The sequence below is a fragment of the Burkholderia alba genome (assembly GCF_034721475.1).
GTDB lineage: Bacteria > Pseudomonadota > Gammaproteobacteria > Burkholderiales > Burkholderiaceae > Burkholderia > Burkholderia alba.
Genome location: NZ_JAWJWL010000017.1, coordinates 1 through 17,991, shown reverse-complemented (window position 1 = coordinate 17,991; position 17,991 = coordinate 1). Strand labels below are relative to the sequence as shown.

Sequence of the window (17,991 nt, the reverse complement as noted above, 5' to 3'; positions counted from 1 at the left end):
GGAAATCGGCGACCTCAGCGCCGCTGCCCGAACATCATCTGCCGCGCGATCGCGGCCTTGAGCGGCGGCACGAGTTCGAGCGCGGTGAGCGCCGCGCCCCGCAGCGCCGCGAGCGGGCGCGAATCGATCGTGAACAGGCGGGCGAGCGTATCGGTCGCGCCGATGGTCAGCCGCCGATCGAGTGCGCGGCGCGTGTTGAAGGTCGCGAGCGCCAGCGGTTCCGCGCCGTGTTCCGACAGCGCTTCCGCAAGCGTATGCACGTCGCGCAGCCCGAGGTTGAGGCCCTGGCCCGCGACCGGATGCAGCGTCTGCGCCGCATTGCCGACGGTCGCGATCCGGCCGTGGACCAGCGTATCCACCGCATTGAGCCCGAGCGGAAAGGCGGCGCGCCCGGCGATCTTCGTGAAACGCCCCATGCGCTCGCTGAACGCCGTGCCCAACTCGTGCAGCAGCGCGTCGTCGGACAGCGCGCCGCGGCGCGCCGCCTGCTCCGGCGAGCAGCACCAGACCAGCGCGTATTCCGCTTGCCGCGGGCCGCCGAGCGGCAGCAGCGCGAGCGGGCCTTCCGGTGTGAAACGCTCCCACGCGACATGCGGGCGCGGCGCGGACACCGTCACCGTGCCGACCAGCGCGGTCTGTCCGTAATCCCGGCTGCGCTTGCCCGCGCCGGGCGCATGCCGCTGCTCGTGGAACAGCCCGCCTTCCGCGTTGACGAGCATCCGCACGCGCAGCGACCGTTCGCCTTGCGGCGTATCGAGCGTGACGGTCACGCCGTGCGCGTCCTGTTCCGGCGCGCGCGCGGCGGCCGACGTGAACCAGTGGGTGCGCGTATCGCGCACCGAGCGGGCCAGCGCCTGCACGATCGATCCGTAACGCACGACATAGCCGAGCGCCGCGAGGCCGTGCTCGTCGCGATCGATCAGCGTGCGGCCGAAGTGGCCGCGCTGCGAGACGTGGATGTGTTCGATCGGCGTGGCGTCGTCGGGCCAGCCGAGCGTATCGAGCAGCATCCGGCTGCCTTGCGACACGGCGATCGCGCGCGGGTCGCCGACGCTCGCTTCGGGATCGCGCGCGTCGATCAGCGCGACGGCCAGCGGGTGCGTCGCGCTGCGTCGCGCGAGCCAGCCGGCGAGCGCGAGCCCGACGGGGCCGGCGCCGACGATGGCGATATCGAAATCGAAGGCGGGGGAGGGCGCAGCGGTCGTCATCGTGAATCGGGTATCGGTAAGCAGGCGGCGCGCATCAGGACTGCGGGGGAGCGGTGCGCGCGTCACGCATCAGCGCTTCGATCTCGTCGGCGGCCACCGGCACGCCGCGCGTGATCAGTTCGCAGCCGTCCGGCGTGACGAACGCGTCGTCCTCGATCCGGATGCCGAGGTTCCAGTACGCTTCGGGCACGTCGTCGTCGGCACGCACATACAGGCCGGGCTCGATCGTCAGCGCCATGCCCGCGTGCAGCACCCGCGACGGCAGCGTGCCCTGCGCGTTGCGCGGCGCCTGCCGCTCGCGGTAGTCGCCGCAATCGTGCACGTCCATGCCGAGCCAGTGGCCCGTACGATGCATGTAGAAGCGCGCGTATGCGCGCTCGGCGATCACGTCGTCGACGCTCGCGAAGCGCGTTTTCGGGATCACGCCCGTGTCGAGCAGGCCCTGCGCGAGTACGCGGACCGCCGCATCGTGCGGACCGTCGAACGGCGCGCCGGGGCGCGTCGCCGCGATCGCCGCTTCCTGCGCGGCGAGCACGACGTCGTACAGCGCGCGCTGCGGACCGGAAAAGCGGCCGTTGGCGGGGAACGTGCGGGTGATGTCGGACGCGTAGCCGTCGAGTTCGCAGGCGGCGTCGATCAGGATCAGGTCGCCGTCCCGGGCGGCCGCATTGCCGGCAGGGTAATGCAGCACGCACGCGTTCGCGCCCGCCGCGACGATCGAGCCGTACGCGGGCGCCTGCGCGCCGTGGCGGCGGAACACGTACAGCAGTTCGGCTTCCAGCTCGTATTCGCGGATGCCGGGGCGGCATGCCGCCATCGCGCGGCGATGGGCGAGTGCGGAAATCTCGCCGGCGCGGCGCATGATCGCCTGCTCGTGCGGATCCTTGACGAGCCGCATGTCGTCCAGCAGCGGCGCGAGATCGAAGGTGGCGGCCGGCGCGGCGACACCCGCGCGGCCCTGCGCGCGCACCGTGTCGAGCCAGCCTTCCAGCCGGCGCTCGAGGGTGGCGGATGCGCCGAAGCGGTAATGCAGCGCGGGCGCATCGGCGAGCAGGCGCGGCAGCTCGGTGTCGAGCGCATCGATCGCGTACGCGGCGTCGAAGCCGAACGCATCGCGCGCGCCGTCGGGGCCGAAATGAAACCCTTCCCAGACTTCGCGCTCGGGGTTCTTCGCCCGGCAGAACAGGATCGACTGGCCGGCCGTCGCGTCGAGCGCGAGCAGGGCGTCGGGTTCGGTGAAGCCTGTCAGGTAATAGAAATAACTGTCGTGCCGGTACGGGTAGTCCGCGTCCCGGTTGCGCAGCGCGATCGGCGCGGTGGGGACGAGGGCGACGCCGCCGCCGCTCGCGCGCAGCGCGGCGAGCACGCGCTCGCGGCGCAGGCGGTAGACGTCGGTGGCGAGGGCGGATTCGGTCGGCTTATTCATCGTGCGATTGTAGCGCTGTCCGGTGCGCCGCGTGAGCGCGCGGGGCGCGCGCGGCGCTGTTGCAAACCATCCACAGGCCGGACGGCCGATTTTCATCGCAGCCACACTGCCCGGTTATGATCGGCGACAACGTATACTCTCGGGCGGATTCCCAACCAAGGCAGATGATGAAATTAATCGGTTCGCTCAGCAGTCCGTTCGTCCGCAAGGCGCGAATCGTGCTCGCTGAAAAGAAGATCGACTACAAGCTGGAGCTCGAAAACGTCTGGGCCCCGGATACCAGCATCCATGCCTCGAACCCCCTCGGCAAGGTGCCGTGCCTCGTGATGGAAGACGGTGCAGCGGTATTCGATTCGCGCGTGATCTGCGAGTACGTCGATACGCTGTCGCCGGTCGGCAAGCTGATCCCGCCGTCCGGGCGCGAGCGCGTCGAGGTGCGGTGCTGGGAGGCGCTCGGCGACGGCGTGCTCGACGCCGCGGTGGCGATTCGCATCGAGCATGTGCAGCGCGAGCCGGCGCAGCGCAGCGAGGCGTGGATCGCGCGCCAGCTTCGCAAGATCGACGACGGTCTCGTCGCGATGTCGCAGGGGCTCGGCGGCAAGATGTGGTGCGTCGGCACCCACTACACGCTGGCCGACGTCACGCTCGGCTGCGCGCTCGGCTACCTCGATTTCCGGATGCCGGAGTTGAACTGGCGAGAGCGTCATCCGAATCTCGACAAGCATTTCGCGAAGCTCGCGCAACGCCCGTCGTTCATCGATACGCTGCCGGAATAACATCCGCGCGCCTCGAGCAAAAACGCGCCCCGCGGGGCGCGTTTTTGTTGGCCGCAGCCGGCGCGACGCTCAGTCGAACGACGCGTAGACGGCTTCGCCGGGCGTGAACGTGTCGCTGCGCGCGATCGGCCACCAGTGCTCGTAGAGCGAGAAGCCGCAGTGGCCGCCGTTCAGCAGCGCGCCGGGCTTCAAGTACTTGAGCAGTTGCGACATCAGGCGCACTTCGTGCGGAGCGATGCGCTGCACGATGTGATGCGCGCGCAGTTCGGACGGATGCTTGAGGCCCGCGGCCTGCACCAGTTCCTGCAGCGCGTGCAGCGTGTTGCGGTGGAAGTTGTATACGCGGTCCGACTTGTCGGGCACCACCAGCGCGCGTTGCCGCACCGGGTCCTGCGTCGCGACGCCGGTCGGGCAGCGGCCGGTATGGCAGGTCTGCGCCTGGATGCAGCCGACCGCGAACATGAAGCCGCGCGCCGAATTGACCCAGTCCGCGCCGATCGCGAGCGTGCGCGCGATGTCGAACGCGGTGATGATCTTGCCGCTCGCGCCGATCTTCACCCGATCGCGCAAGCCGATGCCGACGAGCGTGTTGTGTACCAGCAGCAACCCTTCCTGCAGCGGCACGCCGACATGATCGGCGAATTCGAGCGGTGCGGCGCCCGTGCCGCCCTCCGCGCCGTCGACGACGATGAAGTCCGGCACGATGCCGGTTTCCAGCATCGCCTTCGCGATGCCGAAGAACTCCCACGGGTGGCCGATGCACAGCTTGAAGCCGGTCGGCTTGCCGCCCGACAGCGTGCGCAGGCGCTCGACGAATTCGAGCAGGCCGCGCGGCGTCGAGAATTCCGAATGGGTGGCGGGCGAGATGCAGTCCTTGCCCATCGGCACGCCGCGCGTCTCGGAGATCTCCGGCGTGATCTTCGCGGCCGGCAGCACGCCGCCGTGGCCGGGCTTCGCGCCCTGCGACAGCTTCACCTCGATCATCTTCACTTGCGGGTCGGCCGCCTGCTTCGCGAACTTGTCCGGGTTGAAGGTGCCGTCGTCGTTGCGGCAGCCGAAGTAGCCGGACGCGATTTCCCAGATGATGTCGCCGCCGTTCTCGCGGTGATACTTCGACAGCGATCCTTCGCCGGTATCGTGCGCGAAGCCGCCTTTCTTCGCGCCGAGGTTCAGCGCGCGGATCGCGTTGGCCGACAGCGAACCGAAGCTCATCGCCGAGACGTTGAAGATCGAGATGTCGTAGGGTTGCGCCCGGGTGCCGCCGACGCGGATCCGGAAGTCGTGGCTGGCGAGCCTGGTGGGCGCGAGCGAATGGCTGATCCACTCGTGCGCGACCGCCTTCACGTTCAGTTCGGTGCCGTACGGACGGCTGTCCCCGACGTTCTTCGCGCGCTGGTAGACGACGCTGCGCTGCGCGCGCGAGAACGGCTTCTCGTCGGTGTCGTCCTCGACGAAGTACTGGCGAATTTCCGGGCGGATGAATTCGAACATGAAGCGCAGATGGCCCCACAGCGGGTAGTTGCGCAGGATCGCGTGCGTGTCCTGTCTGAGGTCGTAGCAGCCGAGCGCGACGAGCGCGGCCGGCACGACGAGCCACAACCATGAGAGGGTATGCTGCGCGGCCAGCGCCGCGACGGCCACGAACAGGATGACGGCGCACCACATCGCGAGATAGCGTCGGGAAAACATGGGGACTCCATAATCATTTTCTGGATTGCCGCCATGCTTAGAGTGGGCGCGGCGGCATCCGCAGCGGCGGGACGCCGCTGCGCGCCATGCCGGCCGCCACGGCGCCGCGCGGCGCAAAGCCGCGCCGGTCCCGGGTTGCCGGCATGTCGGCGGCGCCCGTCGGGGCCGCGTATGACCGGCGGCACTCCGCTCGCGGGGTGCGTCCGGGGGCGGATCGCGACGGGTGCCCACGATGGAGCAGAGTCTACTACGGGACCCGTGAAACCCGCGTTATCGTGCCGGATCGCCGTCGAGGGCGCGGGTCGTCAGCCGTCGCGCCGCGCGTGGCGGATGAACGGGCTATGCACCGGCGCGTCCGGCTTCAGCGTCGTGCCGTCGTCGAAATCCGCGGCGGCGTTGAACCGCACGCTCGGCCACGCGGGCCAGTCGCGCAGCCGTTCGCGATAGGTTTCCAACTGCCGCCGGCGTTGCGCGTCGAGCCGGAGCGCATCCGCTTCGCGCAGGTCGCCGCGGACGTCGTGGATCAGGTGCGGTTCGAGCACGTCGAAGCCGACATACTGAAGGGCATACATGAGCGGCCACAGCAGCAGGCGCGTATCGCCCTCGCGGCCGTCGGGCGCGCACGCGGCCGCCGACGAGCCGGTGGTCACGCTCAGCAGCGCGCGGCGGCCCCGCAGCACGCCGTGTTCATGGCGGCGGCGGCTGTCGTAGAGCCCGCCGTAGACGAACACGCGGTCGATCCAGCCTTTGAGGAGCGCGGGCGCGCCGAACCACCACAGCGGGAACTGCAGCAGCAGCGCGTCGGCGGTGTGCAGCAGGTCGAGATGACGCCGGATCTCGGGTGCGAGCGTGCCGCGCTGCCAGTGATGGCGCTGTTCGCGCTGCGCGTCGAAGCGCGATGGATCGAGCCGGTCGGCGTAGTGCCACGCGGCTTCGCGCGCGTCGAACCCTTCGGCGTAGAGATCGACGACGGCGGCGGTGTGACCTTGCGCGCGCCAGGCCGCGGCCGCTTCGCCGGCGAGGTACGCGTTGAACGATCGGGATTCGGGGTGGGCAACGACGACCAGTGCGTGCATGAACGATCTCCAGGGGTGTGCGACGATGATGGCCGGCGGCCGAAGGCCGCGCAATGACGTACCCGGAGGTAACCATGGCATTCCCCGGCGATGTCTACGCAGCGGATTGCTCGGCGCGCGATGCGCTCGCGCTGATCAGCGGCAAGTGGGCGATGCTGATCCTGCCCGCGCTGGCGGACGGGGCGAAGCGCAACGGCGAACTGCTGCGGCACATCGGCGGCATTTCCCAGAAGATGCTGACGCAGACGCAGACGCTGCGCGAACTGGAGCGCAACGGCCTGATCGCGCGCGATGCCTGCGCGGGCAAACCGGCATGCGTCGAGTACCGGCTGACGCCGGTGGCGGGGTCTTTGGTGCGGACGCTGGCGGCGCTCGACCGGTGGGCCGAGCGGCATTTCCCCGAACTCGACGCGGCGCGCGAGCGCTACGACGAGGCGGTGCGCCGGATGCGCTGACGGGGGGCGAGGCCGGCCGTAATGGAGGCCGGCGGTCGGTAAAGGAAGGGGAAGGGAACAATAGGCCGGCCGCGCGCGGGCCGGCAGGTCGTTCGGCTCAGCGCGCTTCGGCAAGCACACCGGCGTCCGCCGCGGCCGCGTCGACGGGCGCGGCGGATTCGATGATCCCTCCGCCGAGGCAGATTTCGCCGTCGTACAGCACGGCCGACTGGCCGGGCGTGACCGCCCACTGGGCGGCGTCGAAGTGCAGCGCGAAGTGGGCGGGATCGTCCGCGCGGACGACCGTGCACGCGGCGTCCGCTTGCCGGTAGCGGGTTTTCGCGCCGCACGCGAAGCCTTCGGCGGGCGGCGCGCCGGCGACCCAACTGGTGTTGCCGGCAACCAGCCGGTGCGACAGCAGCCAGGGATGATCGTGGCCCTGCACGACGTACAGCGTGTTCGACGGAATGTCCTTCGCCGCGACGAACCACGGCTCGCCGCTGCCGTCCCTGCTGCCGCCGAGGCCGATGCCCTTGCGCTGCCCGAACGTGTAGAACGCGAGCCCGATATGTTCGCCGACCGTCTTGCCGTCGGGCGTCTTCATCGGGCCGGGCCGGGTCGGCAGATAGCGGTTCAGGAAATCGCGGAACGGCCGTTCCCCGATGAAGCAGATGCCCGTCGAATCCTTCTTCTTCGCGTTCGGCAGACCGATCTGCGCGGCGATCTCGCGGACCTGCGTCTTCGGCATTTCGCCGAGCGGGAACAGCGTTTTCGACAACTGCGCCTGGTTCAGCCGGTGCAGGAAGTACGACTGGTCCTTGGTGTGATCGAGCGCCTTCAGCAGCTCGAAGCGGCCGTCGCGCTCGCGCACGCGCGCATAGTGGCCGGTGGCGATCGTTTCCGCGCCCAGCGTCATCGCGTGATCGAGGAACGCCTTGAACTTGATCTCGGCGTTGCACAGCACGTCCGGGTTCGGCGTGCGGCCGGCCGAGTATTCGCGCAGGAATTCGGCGAACACGCGGTCCTTGTATTCGGCGGCGAAATTGACCGCCTCGACGTCGATGCCGATCAGGTCGGCCACCGACACCACGTCGATCCAGTCCTGCCGGGTCGAGCAGTACTCGCCGTCGTCGTCGTCTTCCCAGTTCTTCATGAACAGGCCGACGACGTCGTAACCCTGCTCCTTCAGCAGCCACGCGGTCACCGACGAATCGACGCCGCCCGACATCCCCACCACCACGCGCGGGCCGCTCATTTGGCCACCGCCTGGCGCCGCTCGGCGCCGGTGCGCGGCGCGACCGAATGCGTGTGCACGAATTCGAGCGGCACGCGCCGGCCGGCCAGGTAGTCGTCGATGCCGCGCATCACGGCGGGCGACCGGTGCCGGTCCGTGCACGCGCGCAGTTCGTCCGCGCTCATCCACAGCGTGCGGACGATGCCGTCGTCGAGCCGATGGTCCGCGACCGCTTCGGCGGCGCGGCCGCAGAACGTGAAGCGCAGGTAGGTCGCGCCCTCGCTGGCGGGGCGTTCGTAGTGGGCGAGATACACGCCGACGAGCGCTTCCGGCTCGAACGGACGGGCGGTTTCTTCGAGCGTTTCGCGGATCACGGCGTCGACGAGCGTTTCGCCGGCTTCGAGGTGGCCCGCCGGCTGGTTGATGCGCAGCCCGGCGGAAGTGTGTTCTTCGATCACGAGAAAGCGTCCGTCGCGTTCGACGATCGCGGCGACCGTCACGTGAGGGGTCCAGATTTCGGGTTTCATAGGCGCGCATTTTACCGGTTGCGCGGCCGCCCTGCCGGACCGCCGCGCATCGCGGTTCCGACCCCGTCGCTGCGAACCATGCACGGCCTGCCCCGTTTGTCCAGCCGACGGGCGCGGCGGAAAAGGGCCGGATTCCGGCGCGGCCGGCGCTTTCGGTTAAAGTGGCGCGTGAATCAGCCGTTGCCTTCGAGCCGGTATGTCCGCTGTCAGCCGTTCCGGCTCGCCTTCGCAGTAGAGAACAGTGAAAACTGGAGGGATCGACAATGCATATCGGAGTGCCTGCCGAGTCGCGGGCGAACGAGGCGCGCGTAGCCGCGACGCCGGAGACGGTCAAAAAATACGCGGCGGCCGGCCATCGCGTGACGGTCGAACGGGGCGCGGGCAATCCGGCGAGCTTCCCCGACGACGCCTACGCGGCCGCCGGCGCGGAACTGGGCGACCGGGCCGCCGCGCTGTCCGCCGAGCTGGTGCTGAAGGTCCAGGCGCCGACCGAGGCCGAAACCGCGCTGCTGAAGCGCGGCGCGACGCTTGTCGGGATGCTCGATCCGTTCAACGCCGAGCAGGCGGCGCGTCTCGCGGCGGCGGGCGTCGCCGGGTTCGCGCTCGAAGCCGCGCCGCGCACGACGCGCGCGCAGAGCCTCGACGTGCTGTCGTCGCAGGCGAACATCGCCGGCTACAAGGCGGTGCTGGTCGCGGCGGCGCTCTATCCGCGCTTCATGCCGATGCTGATGACGGCGGCGGGCACCGTGAAGGCGGCCCGCGTGCTGATCCTCGGCGCCGGGGTGGCGGGCCTGCAGGCGATCGCGACCGCGAAGCGCCTCGGCGCGGTGATCGAGGCGTCGGACGTGCGCCCGGCGGTGAAGGAGCAGATCGAATCGCTCGGGGCGAAATTCCTCGACGTTCCCTATGAAACCCAGGAGGAGCGCGACGCGGCGGAAGGCGTCGGCGGCTACGCGCGGCCGATGCCGCCGTCGTGGCTGACGCGCCAGGCCGCGCTCGTTCATGAGCGCGCGAAACAGGCCGACATCGTGATCACCACTGCGCTGATCCCCGGCCGGCCCGCGCCGACGCTGATCGCCGCGGAAACGGTGCAGGCGATGAAGCCGGGCTCGGTGCTGATCGATCTGGCGGCGGGACGCGGGCCGGAAGTCGACGGCCAGAACGGCCGGCGCGGCGGCAACTGCCCGCTCACCGTCGCCGACGAAGTCACGTTGCAGCACGGCGTGACGCTCGCGGGCTACACCAACCTCGCCGCGATGGTGCCGGCCGATGCGTCGGCGCTGTACGCGCGCAATCTGCTCGATTTCCTGAAGCTGATCGTCACGAAAGAGGGCGCGCTCAACATCGATCTGAACGACGACATCGTTGCCGCGACGCTGCTGTGCCGCGACGGCGAAGTCGTGCGCAAATAACGGGAGGCGGCGATGGAACTCATCAATCACACGGTCATCAACGTGATCATTTTCGTGCTGGCGGTGTACGTCGGCTACCACGTGGTCTGGAACGTCACGCCCGCGCTGCATACGCCGCTGATGGCGGTGACCAACGCGATCTCGGCGATCGTGATCGTCGGCGCGATGCTGGCCGCCGCATTGACGGTCGGCACGACCGGCAAGGTGTTCGGCACGCTCGCGGTGGCGCTCGCCGCGGTCAACGTGTTCGGCGGCTTTCTCGTCACCCGGCGGATGCTCGAGATGTTCCGCAAGAAGGAGCCGAAGCGGGCCGAGCCCAAGGCAGCGAAGGAGGGCGCGCAATGAGCATGAACGTCGTCACGCTGCTGTACCTCGTCGCGTCGGTGTTCTTCATCCAGGCGCTGAAGGGGCTGTCGAATCCGAAGAGCGCTAGACGAGGCAATCTATTCGGCATGGTCGGGATGGCGATCGCGATCCTCACCACCGTCGCGCTGATCGTCAAGCAGGCCGCCTGGCTCGGCGCGAACCTGCCGCTCGGCATCGGGCTCGTGCTCGGCGCGCTGGTGGTGGGCGGCGCGGTCGGCGCGGTCGTCGCCGCGCGCGTCGAGATGACGAAGATGCCCGAGCTGGTCGCGGCGATGCACTCGCTGATCGGTCTCGCGGCGGTCTGCATCGCGTATGCGGTGGTGTCGGAGCCGGAAGCGTTCGGACTCGTGCCGCAGGACGCGGTGGCGGCCAACTTCATCCCGTTCGGCAACCGGATCGAGCTGTTCATCGGCACCTTCGTCGGCGCGATCACGTTTTCCGGCTCGGTGATCGCGTTCGGCAAGCTGTCCGGCAAGTACAAGTTCCGGCTGTTCCAGGGCGCGCCCGTCGTGTATCCGGGCCAGCACATGATCAACCTGATGCTCGCGCTCGCGATGCTCGGCTTCGGCGTGCTGTTCTGCCTGACCCAGGCGTGGCTGCCGTTCGTCATCATGACGGCGATCGCGTTCGCGCTCGGCGTGCTGATCATCATCCCGATCGGCGGCGCGGACATGCCGGTGGTCGTGTCGATGCTGAACTCGTACTCGTACTCGGGCTGGGCGGCGGCGGGCATCGGCTTCTCGCTGAACAACCCGATGCTGATCATCGCCGGGTCGCTGGTCGGCTCGTCGGGCGCGATCCTGTCGTACATCATGTGCCATGCGATGAACCGGTCGTTCTTCAACGTGATCCTCGGCGGCTTCGGCGGCGAAGCGGCGGCCGGCGGCGCAGACGGCGCGAAGGAGCAGCGTCCGGTGAAATCGGGCTCGGCCGACGATGCGGCGTTCATGCTCGGCAACGCGGAATCCGTCGTGATCGTGCCGGGCTACGGGCTCGCGGTTGCCCGCGCGCAGCACGCGCTGAAGGAGCTGACCGACAAGCTGATCGAGAAGGGCGTCGACGTGCGCTACGCGATTCACCCGGTCGCCGGGCGCATGCCGGGGCACATGAACGTGCTGCTCGCGGAAGCGGAAGTGCCGTACGACATCGTGTTCGAGATGGAGGACATCAACGGCGAGATGGGCCAGGTCGACGTGGTGCTCGTGCTCGGCGCGAACGACGTGGTGAATCCGGCCGCGAAGACCGATCCGAAATCGCCGATCGCGGGGATGCCGATCATCGAGGCGTACAAGGCGCGCACGGTGATCGTCAACAAGCGGTCGATGGCGGCGGGTTACGCGGGGCTCGACAACGATCTGTTCTACATGGACAAGACCATGATGGTGTTCGGCGACGCGAAGAAGGTCATCGAGGACATGGTGAAGGCTGTCGAGTAACACCGGCGCGGCGCCTCGACGCCGGGGGGCCGCGGGCGCGGGTCCGGCCGGCCGCCGTGCGACGGCGTGCGCAAGGCCGCGTGCCGAACGACGTCCGCGCTTCGCCATGAAAAAACGGACTGCCTCGGCAGTCCGTTCGTCGTATTCAAGCCGGCGTGCCGGCGGTGCTCACCGCATCGGCGCGTTGGCTTCGCGCAAATAGTCCGCGAGCCGCCGGCCTTCCTGATCGGGGAACTGTTCGTGGACCGCCACGTCGCCCATGCGGGCCACGTCGAAGTTGCGGAACGCGCCGCGCAGTTCGCACCAGGCGCCGATCGTCCAGCGTCCGCCCCAGTACACCAGCCCGAGCGGCCACACGCGGCGCAGGGTGTGCGCGCCGAGCCGATCGCGATACGCGAAGCTCACCACATGCCGGGTATCGACCGCCTGATGGATCGCGTCGACCTTCTCCGAAAACGTCCGGTCGATGTGAAACGACGGCGCGAACACCGCGATCCGGTCGAGCGCGGCCCGCTTGTCGGCGGGCATCGCCGACGCGATCTTCGCGAGCGCGGAACGCGCGCCGCCCGCGAAGCGGGCGCCGCCCCACGTTTCGAGCAAACCCCCGCCCGCCCCGCGCGCGGCCCGCTTGTCGGCGGGCATCGCCGACGCGATCTTCGCGCGCGCGGAACGCGCGCCGCCCGCGAAGCGGGCGCCGCCCCAGGTTTCGAGCATCCGCGCGCCGGCCGCGAGCGCGGCCAGCTCTTCCGCCGTGAAGGTGAGCGGCGGCAGGCTTGCCGCGCGGTTGAGCCGGTAGCCGATGCCCGCCTCGCCCTCGATCGGCACGCCGGACAGCTGCAGGTCCCGCACGTCCCGGTAGACGGTGCGCTGCGACACCGACAGCCAGTCGGCCAGCTGCTGCGCGGTCGTCAGGCGGCGGCCGCGCAGCAGTTCGGCGATCTGGAACAAACGGTCGGCGCGGCGCGTCATCGCGATGTCTCGGTGGGGGCGGGGGGAGGAATGCCGCGATGATAGCGCCGCGCGGCGCCCGCCGGGCAGGCGCACGCGCGATCGATCAATTGCATTTCGGCGAGTGCAGGCCGACCCGGTTGCCTTCGGTGTCGATCAGGTAGCCGATATAGCCGTAGTTGTTCGGCAGCTCGACCACCGTGCCCTGCACGAGACCGCCCGCGCGCTTCGCGCGATCGAGCGCGGACGTCACCGATGCGCCGGCGTTCAGGTAGACCAGCACGCCGTTCGCGCTCGGCTTGATCTGCTGCGGATCGTAGACGATGCTGCCGCCCGTGGTCGCGTCCTCGTGGCCGAAGATCGCCATCGGCACGCCGCCGAGCACTTCGCGCTGCAATTTTGTTTGAAGCACTTCCTCATAAAAACGGATCGCACGGTCGAAATCGATCGACGGGATGTCGAACCAGGCGATTGCACGTTCCAGGGTTGCTGCGGTCATGACATGCTCCTTGTTGATGGCGCTCGAATCGGAAACCCGCGTTGCCTTGCGCCGGAACTGCAGTGTGCGTGGGGGCTGCTGCCAGCGTGTTGTCAGCAGCATGACGACTCTTGACATGCAACCGGTTGGTTGCATGAGGGAGCGAACGATCGGCCGATAGATGGACCTCGTTTTCAAGGCGTTGGCGGACGCTACCCGCGGTCCACTGCTCGATCTGCTGCACGCGACTAACGGACAGACCTTGGCCGAGCTGTGCGATGGGCTCGACATGAGCCGTCAGGCTGTCAGCAAGTATTTGGCGTTGCTGGAGGAGGCGAATCTCGTCGCCACGGTGCGGCATGGCTGCGAAAAGTTGCATTACCTGAATCCCGTGCCGATCCACGAGCTGGCCGAGCGCTGGATCGGTAAGTTCGAACGCAGGCGCCTGCAGGCACTGGCGGATCTGAAGCGCGGGCTCGACGCGGCCCGCATCGATGGCGACGACGATGCGTGAACCCGCGATGTGTCCGTCACCTGCATGCTGTCGACGCCGGAGCGCGTATTCGATGCGCTCACCCGTGCGGAACCGACGAAGGCGTACGGGGTGCGCCATTGCGGCGTATCCGACTGGCGCATCGGGTCCGGCTGGGCGCATCGGAACTACGACGCCGCCGCCAAGGTCGGGCGGGTCGGGGAGGGGCTGGAGAACGATCCGCCGCGACGGCGGGTGATCACGTGGCGCGCGAAGGAGGGCGGGGAGACGTCGCGCGTGACGTTCGGGGTGGCGCCGTCGCTCGACGGTGCGGCGCGGCTGACCGTCACCCATGAGGAGCGGGTGCCGGGGTCGGAGACGGAGCGCGGAATCCGCAAGGGCTGGCCCGTGGTGGTGCCGAGTCTGAAATCCCCGCTCGAGACGGGCCGCGCGCTACCGATGACGGCGCGTCACCGGGCGCGCGAAGCAACGCGGCACACCGGGTGAGGATGCCGGCCGCCGCGTGCGCGGCGGCCGGCATCTGACCGTTACGCGCCGTCGGCGGGCGCCGCCGGCCGCTGGCGCACGCTGCCCGCGATCAGGTCGAAGCGGAACAGCCGGCATTCGAGCGCGCCGTTGAAGAGCGGCGTCTTGGCCGACTCGCGCAGCCGCAACTGGCCCGGCAGCGTCCGGTCGGATGTCAGCAGGAATGCCTGCCAGCCGGTGAAGCGCTGCTTGAGCGCATCGCCCAGCGCGTGGAAGAACTCGGCGTCGGGCGTGTCCTCATGGGTCCGGCGGAACGCGTCGTCGTTGCCGCGGTTGCGGCCGGTCTCGCGGGTATCGCCGCGCGGGCCGCGGCCGCGCACTTCGATCCGCTCGCCGTACGGCGGGTTCGCGACGATCACGCCGGGCGTCCCGACGGGCGGCGTCATGCCGCGCGCGTCGACCTGCTTGAGCCACACCGTCGGCAGGCCGGCGCGGTCGAAATTCGCCCGGGCCTTGTCCAGCATGTCGCCGGAGATGTCGCTGCCGAACACCTGCAGGCTGTCGCGCTTGCCGCGCGCCGCGCGCTTCGCGTCCTGCGCGGCGACCTTGAGCCCCTGCCAGGCGGTGATGTCGTATTGCTTGAGCTTCTCGAAACCGAACCGGCGCTCAACGCCCGGCGCGATGTCGAGCGCGATCTGCGCCGCTTCGGCGAGGAAGGTGCCGCTGCCGCACATCGGGTCGTACAGCGGCATGTCGGGCGTCCAGCCGGTCAGGCGCAGGATGCCGGCCGCGAGGTTCTCGCGCAGCGGCGCGGCGCCCTTGTCGAGCCGCCAGCCGCGCTTGAACAGCGGCTCGCCGGAGGTGTCGAGGTACAGCGTGCAGTCGGTGGCGGTCAGGAACGCGAACACGCGCACGTCGGGCTGCGCGGTGTCGATGCTCGGGCGCGCACCGGTCTTGTCGCGCAGGCGGTCGCAGATCGCGTCCTTGACCCGCAGCGTCGCGAATTCGAGGCTCTTGAGCGGCGACTTGATCGCGGTGATGTCGACGCGCAGCGTCTGGGTGGCCGCGAACCAGCGTTCCCATGCCTGCTCGAGCGCGAGCGCGTAGACGTCCTGCTCGTTGCGGTACGGCCGGTGCGCGATCTTGAGCAGCACCCGGCTCGCGATCCGCGAATGCAGGTTGGCCGCCATCGCGGCCGCCCAGCCGCCGCGGAAATGGACGCCGCCCGGTACCTGGGCGCCTGCTTCGAACGGGGCGCCCGCATGGCGGGCGCCGATCTCGGCCAGCTCGGCGGCGAGCGCGGCTTCGAGCCCGCGCGGGCAGGGGGCGAAGAAATCGAACGGGGAAGGCGAGGACATAAGACGGGAGGATGCGAGGAAAAGGATGCCATTGTACGCGGGGCGGCGGCGCCTCCCGCGCCGCCGCCCCGTTTTCGCGTCAGTGCGTGCCGGATTCGCTCGTCCGGGACGCGCGGGCGCCGACCGGCCAGAACAGGCTGAACGGGTTGGCGAGCACCGCGCGGCCGATCGCGGCGATCAGCGAGCGGACCTTGGTGGGCCGCAGCGCGCGCGAGCGGACCGCCATCGTGAACGCGAGCGCGAAGCTGACCGCGACGTTCAGGATCGCCATGCTCAGCACGCCGGCGACCGCCCACCACAGTTCGGCGGTATGCAGCGCATCCTTGCCGAGCACGCCCAGCGCGACACCGATCGAGCCGGCGCTCAGCGTGACGTGCCGCACTTCGAACGAGAACGCGAACACGCTGACGATCGCGGGCACGAGACCGAGCATCAGGCCGAGCCCGACGTTGCCCACCACCCCCGCGACGTTCGAGCGGCAGAAGTGCGCGAGCTTCGCCGCGCCGGTCACGCCGAGCGTCATCCGCAGGCGCCGGTTGTAGGTGAGCGCGTCGCCGACGCGGTGCAGCACGAACCAGTTGTCGGCCCAGCCGGCCAGCAGGCTCGACGCCCACAGCAGCACGCCCGTGAGCGCCGCGTAGACAGGGGTCGGACCGAACAGCGAGAACGACTGCAGCGTCGCGTGCGCCTTCTGCGGCGAGATCACGTTCGCGTGCAGCACCGTGCCCGCGAACAGCTGCACGGCGAAGCACACCGGCAGCACGACCAGCACGTTGCCGGAAATCGCCGCCGCCTGGGTGCGGATCAGCGCGATCACCGACGCGACGAACTGCTTCACGCCGTCCTCGTGGCCGGTGCCGTCGAGCTCGCGCGCGATGGTGGGTGCCGTCATCGCCGGCTGCTTGGTCGCGAGCGTGAAATGCAGGAAGTGCATCAGCATGAAGCTCGCCGCGTAATTGATGCCGGCGAGCAGTCCTTCGAACATCGCATGCAGGTGCGCGCCCGTGATCCAGAATTTGATGCAGACGGTCGCGACCGTCACGAGGCCGCCGCCCGCCGCCATCCGCAGCATCTTCAGGTACTCGTCGCGGCCGCGCGAGATGTAATGCTCGCCGGTGTCCGCATTGGTCTCGACGAGCTTGCGCGCGAACAGCGAGAAATTGCTGCGCACCAGGTGCGACACGCTCTGGCTGTTCTGGTTCGCGTCGACCAGCTCGGCGGTCAGGTGCGCGAGCCCGCGCAGGTCGTCGCGGGCCATCCACGCGTTCAGCAGCGACTCGGCGCGCTGGATGCGCATGCGCATCCGTTCGACTTGGAACACGATGTCGACCGACACGCCGTTGACATACAGATGTGCGAACACGTCGTCGACCGATTCCCGGCATTCGTCGAGCAACACGCGCAGGTAGTTCACTTCGTGCAGCAGCTTGTTCGCGTCGCCGCCGTCCTCGAGCGCCGCATGCGCGGTCTCGACGGCCAGCATCGCGCGGGTCAGCCGGTAGAACGGCTGCGATTCGAGCGGCTTGAGCGCGTCGTCGTCCGACAGCCGGCTGCGCACCGTCTGCGACAGGCCCGTCGAGCTGATCTGGCAGGTCAGGTTGTGCAGCGCGGCCAGCAGGTCGCGGGAAAACGAACCGGGCTGGTGGCGCTCCTTGTCGGTGACGTCGAACGCGAACAGGTCGCGCAGCCGGACCAGCAGGTCGTCGGGCAGCGCGTCGATCCACGCGGCGTCGCCGGGCGCCGGGAACATCAGCGTGAACAGCGCGGCCAGCTCGCGGCGGTTCGGCGCCGGCGGAATCAGCGACGAGTCGATGCGCTCGAACAGCGCGCCGAAGAAACCCGAATGCACCGGCATGCCGGCATCGCACAGCAGCGAAATGCCGTCGCTTTCGCGCAGCGCGCCGCGCAGGATGCGCGCGACGTTGGTTTTCCAGGCGGGATTGCGGTCGAGCACGTGAAGCACGTAGCGCAGCCGCGCATGCGCGACGAAGCTGCGCTCGTCCTGGGCGTTTTCGGCGTCACCCGTCGCGGGCTGCATCGCGCCGCCGCTGCGGTGAAGCCAGTGCGCAAGCTCGATCAGCCACTCGCTGCGGTCCGCGTACGGCGCGTCCGCGTCCGCGTTGGCGAGCAGCGCATCCAGCTGATGGCCGGCACTGCGCGACGCGCGCCACTTCTTGATCAGGGTCGTCAGGGAACGAAGCATAAATGGGATGTCGAGTGCCCCAAGGGGCGGGATTCCTACGGATGGTGCGGGCAGGCGCGCGGGGTACGCCGGATCGGCCTCGGGGCGGCCGGCGCGGCCGGCGCGCGTCGCCGCGCGCGATCGAGCGCTCGCGGCAATACGCCATCTTCGGCGAATTTTCGCCGAAAGGGGCGTAGGATCGTCAATCAAAGCAAAAAACGCAAGCCGACTGTTTGCCGGACAGTCGGTTCGCATCGAATCTGACAAAGAGTGCAAAACCGGCGCGGAACCGGTGGCCCGCGCCCGCGCTTCACTGCGGGAGACTGGCCCCGCGCGCATCGGTGTCGGGCGCATTCGCCGGGCAGCGCACGCGCGGCGCGGCGGCCGCGCCCTTCGCGGGAGCGGTCGCCGCCGCGGCCCCCGCCATCGCGCGCACGCCGGCCGCGATCTGCGCGGCCAGCACGCCGAGCGCCTGCCGGTGGC

17 protein-coding genes are annotated in these 17,991 nt (G+C 69.4%); 7 read left to right on the top strand and 10 right to left on the bottom strand.

Annotated features, from left to right (window positions below; all coding sequences use genetic code 11):
* Positions 1–14 precede the first annotated feature (14 nt).
* Together RZR99_RS19595 and RZR99_RS19590 are read right to left on the bottom strand one after the other, a co-directional pair.
* Entirely contained in the window at positions 15–1,208 is a 1,194-nt protein-coding gene (locus RZR99_RS19595; protein ID WP_323121433.1) for a UbiH/UbiF/VisC/COQ6 family ubiquinone biosynthesis hydroxylase, read from the bottom strand.
* 34 nt (positions 1,209–1,242) lie between these two features.
* A complete protein-coding gene (locus RZR99_RS19590) occupies positions 1,243–2,634 on the bottom strand; it encodes an aminopeptidase P N-terminal domain-containing protein (RefSeq protein ID WP_323121432.1) in 1,392 nt (463 codons plus the stop codon).
* Positions 2,635–2,798: 164 nt separating this feature from the next.
* Here RZR99_RS19590 and RZR99_RS19585 point away from each other — a divergent pair, with 164 nt between their 5' ends.
* Positions 2,799–3,410 (top strand): glutathione S-transferase family protein, encoded by a 612-nt coding sequence (locus tag RZR99_RS19585; RefSeq protein ID WP_323121431.1) that lies wholly within the window; start codon positions 2,799–2,801, stop codon positions 3,408–3,410.
* 69 nt (positions 3,411–3,479) lie between these two features.
* Here the strand turns inward: RZR99_RS19585 and RZR99_RS19580 are convergent, their stop codons facing one another.
* Complete coding sequence (locus tag RZR99_RS19580; protein ID WP_323121430.1) at positions 3,480–5,099, bottom strand: FMN-binding glutamate synthase family protein; 1,620 nt, start codon at positions 5,097–5,099, stop codon at positions 3,480–3,482.
* 305 nt (positions 5,100–5,404) lie between these two features.
* Positions 5,405–6,175 (bottom strand): NAD(P)H-dependent oxidoreductase, encoded by a 771-nt coding sequence (locus tag RZR99_RS19575; protein ID WP_323121429.1) that lies wholly within the window; start codon positions 6,173–6,175, stop codon positions 5,405–5,407.
* Between the two features lie 74 nt (positions 6,176–6,249).
* On the opposite strand from RZR99_RS19575, the gene RZR99_RS19570 reads away from it, so the two are divergent.
* Positions 6,250–6,630 (top strand): winged helix-turn-helix transcriptional regulator, encoded by a 381-nt coding sequence (locus RZR99_RS19570; RefSeq protein WP_323121428.1) that lies wholly within the window; start codon positions 6,250–6,252, stop codon positions 6,628–6,630.
* Between the two features lie 97 nt (positions 6,631–6,727).
* On the opposite strand, the gene mnmA is transcribed toward RZR99_RS19570, so the two are convergent.
* Positions 6,728–7,864, bottom strand: coding sequence for a tRNA 2-thiouridine(34) synthase MnmA (gene mnmA / locus RZR99_RS19565; protein ID WP_323121427.1), 1,137 nt, complete (start codon positions 7,862–7,864; stop codon positions 6,728–6,730).
* The gene (locus tag RZR99_RS19560) at positions 7,861–8,370 is read right to left on the bottom strand and encodes an NUDIX hydrolase (protein WP_323121426.1); all 510 of its coding nucleotides are present in this window, start codon (positions 8,368–8,370) and stop codon (positions 7,861–7,863) included. Before RZR99_RS19560 ends, mnmA begins: the two co-directional genes overlap by 4 nt.
* Positions 8,371–8,633: 263 nt before the next feature.
* Here RZR99_RS19560 and RZR99_RS19555 point away from each other — a divergent pair, with 263 nt between their 5' ends.
* Genes RZR99_RS19555 through RZR99_RS19545 form a run of 3 tightly spaced genes read left to right on the top strand, consistent with a single transcriptional unit; the run spans position 8,634 to position 11,584 of the window.
* Positions 8,634–9,782, top strand: coding sequence for a Re/Si-specific NAD(P)(+) transhydrogenase subunit alpha (locus RZR99_RS19555; protein ID WP_323121425.1), 1,149 nt, complete (start codon positions 8,634–8,636; stop codon positions 9,780–9,782).
* Between the two features lie 12 nt (positions 9,783–9,794).
* Positions 9,795–10,127 carry an NAD(P) transhydrogenase subunit alpha gene (locus RZR99_RS19550; protein WP_323121424.1) on the top strand — a complete coding sequence of 111 codons (333 nt, stop codon included), beginning with the start codon at positions 9,795–9,797 and terminating at the stop codon, positions 10,125–10,127.
* Positions 10,124–11,584: an NAD(P)(+) transhydrogenase (Re/Si-specific) subunit beta gene (locus RZR99_RS19545; protein WP_323121423.1), complete on the top strand. Its 1,461-nt coding sequence runs from the start codon at positions 10,124–10,126 to the stop codon at positions 11,582–11,584. Before RZR99_RS19550 ends, RZR99_RS19545 begins: the two co-directional genes overlap by 4 nt.
* A 168-nt stretch (positions 11,585–11,752) precedes the next feature.
* Here the strand turns inward: RZR99_RS19545 and RZR99_RS19540 are convergent, their stop codons facing one another.
* Both RZR99_RS19540 and RZR99_RS19535 read right to left on the bottom strand, forming a co-directional pair.
* Positions 11,753–12,553 (bottom strand): helix-turn-helix transcriptional regulator, encoded by an 801-nt coding sequence (locus RZR99_RS19540; RefSeq protein WP_323121422.1) that lies wholly within the window; start codon positions 12,551–12,553, stop codon positions 11,753–11,755.
* Between the two features lie 85 nt (positions 12,554–12,638).
* A complete protein-coding gene (locus RZR99_RS19535; RefSeq protein ID WP_323121421.1) occupies positions 12,639–13,031 on the bottom strand; it encodes a VOC family protein in 393 nt (130 codons plus the stop codon).
* A gap of 160 nt (positions 13,032–13,191) precedes the next feature.
* Between RZR99_RS19535 and RZR99_RS19530 the strand changes: the two genes are divergently transcribed.
* Together RZR99_RS19530 and RZR99_RS19525 are read left to right on the top strand one after the other, a co-directional pair.
* A complete protein-coding gene (locus tag RZR99_RS19530) occupies positions 13,192–13,524 on the top strand; it encodes an ArsR/SmtB family transcription factor (protein WP_323121420.1) in 333 nt (110 codons plus the stop codon).
* A gap of 24 nt (positions 13,525–13,548) precedes the next feature.
* The gene (locus tag RZR99_RS19525; protein ID WP_323121419.1) at positions 13,549–13,989 is read left to right on the top strand and encodes an SRPBCC domain-containing protein; all 441 of its coding nucleotides are present in this window, start codon (positions 13,549–13,551) and stop codon (positions 13,987–13,989) included.
* A 41-nt stretch (positions 13,990–14,030) separates the two neighbouring features.
* Here the strand turns inward: RZR99_RS19525 and RZR99_RS19520 are convergent, their stop codons facing one another.
* On the bottom strand, positions 14,031–15,326 hold the full coding sequence (locus tag RZR99_RS19520; RefSeq protein ID WP_323121418.1) for a THUMP domain-containing class I SAM-dependent RNA methyltransferase: 1,296 nt from the start codon (positions 15,324–15,326) through the stop codon (positions 14,031–14,033).
* Positions 15,327–15,405: 79 nt separating this feature from the next.
* On the bottom strand, positions 15,406–17,529 hold the full coding sequence (locus tag RZR99_RS19515; RefSeq protein WP_323121417.1) for a site-specific recombinase: 2,124 nt from the start codon (positions 17,527–17,529) through the stop codon (positions 15,406–15,408).
* Positions 17,530–17,991 lie beyond the last annotated feature (462 nt).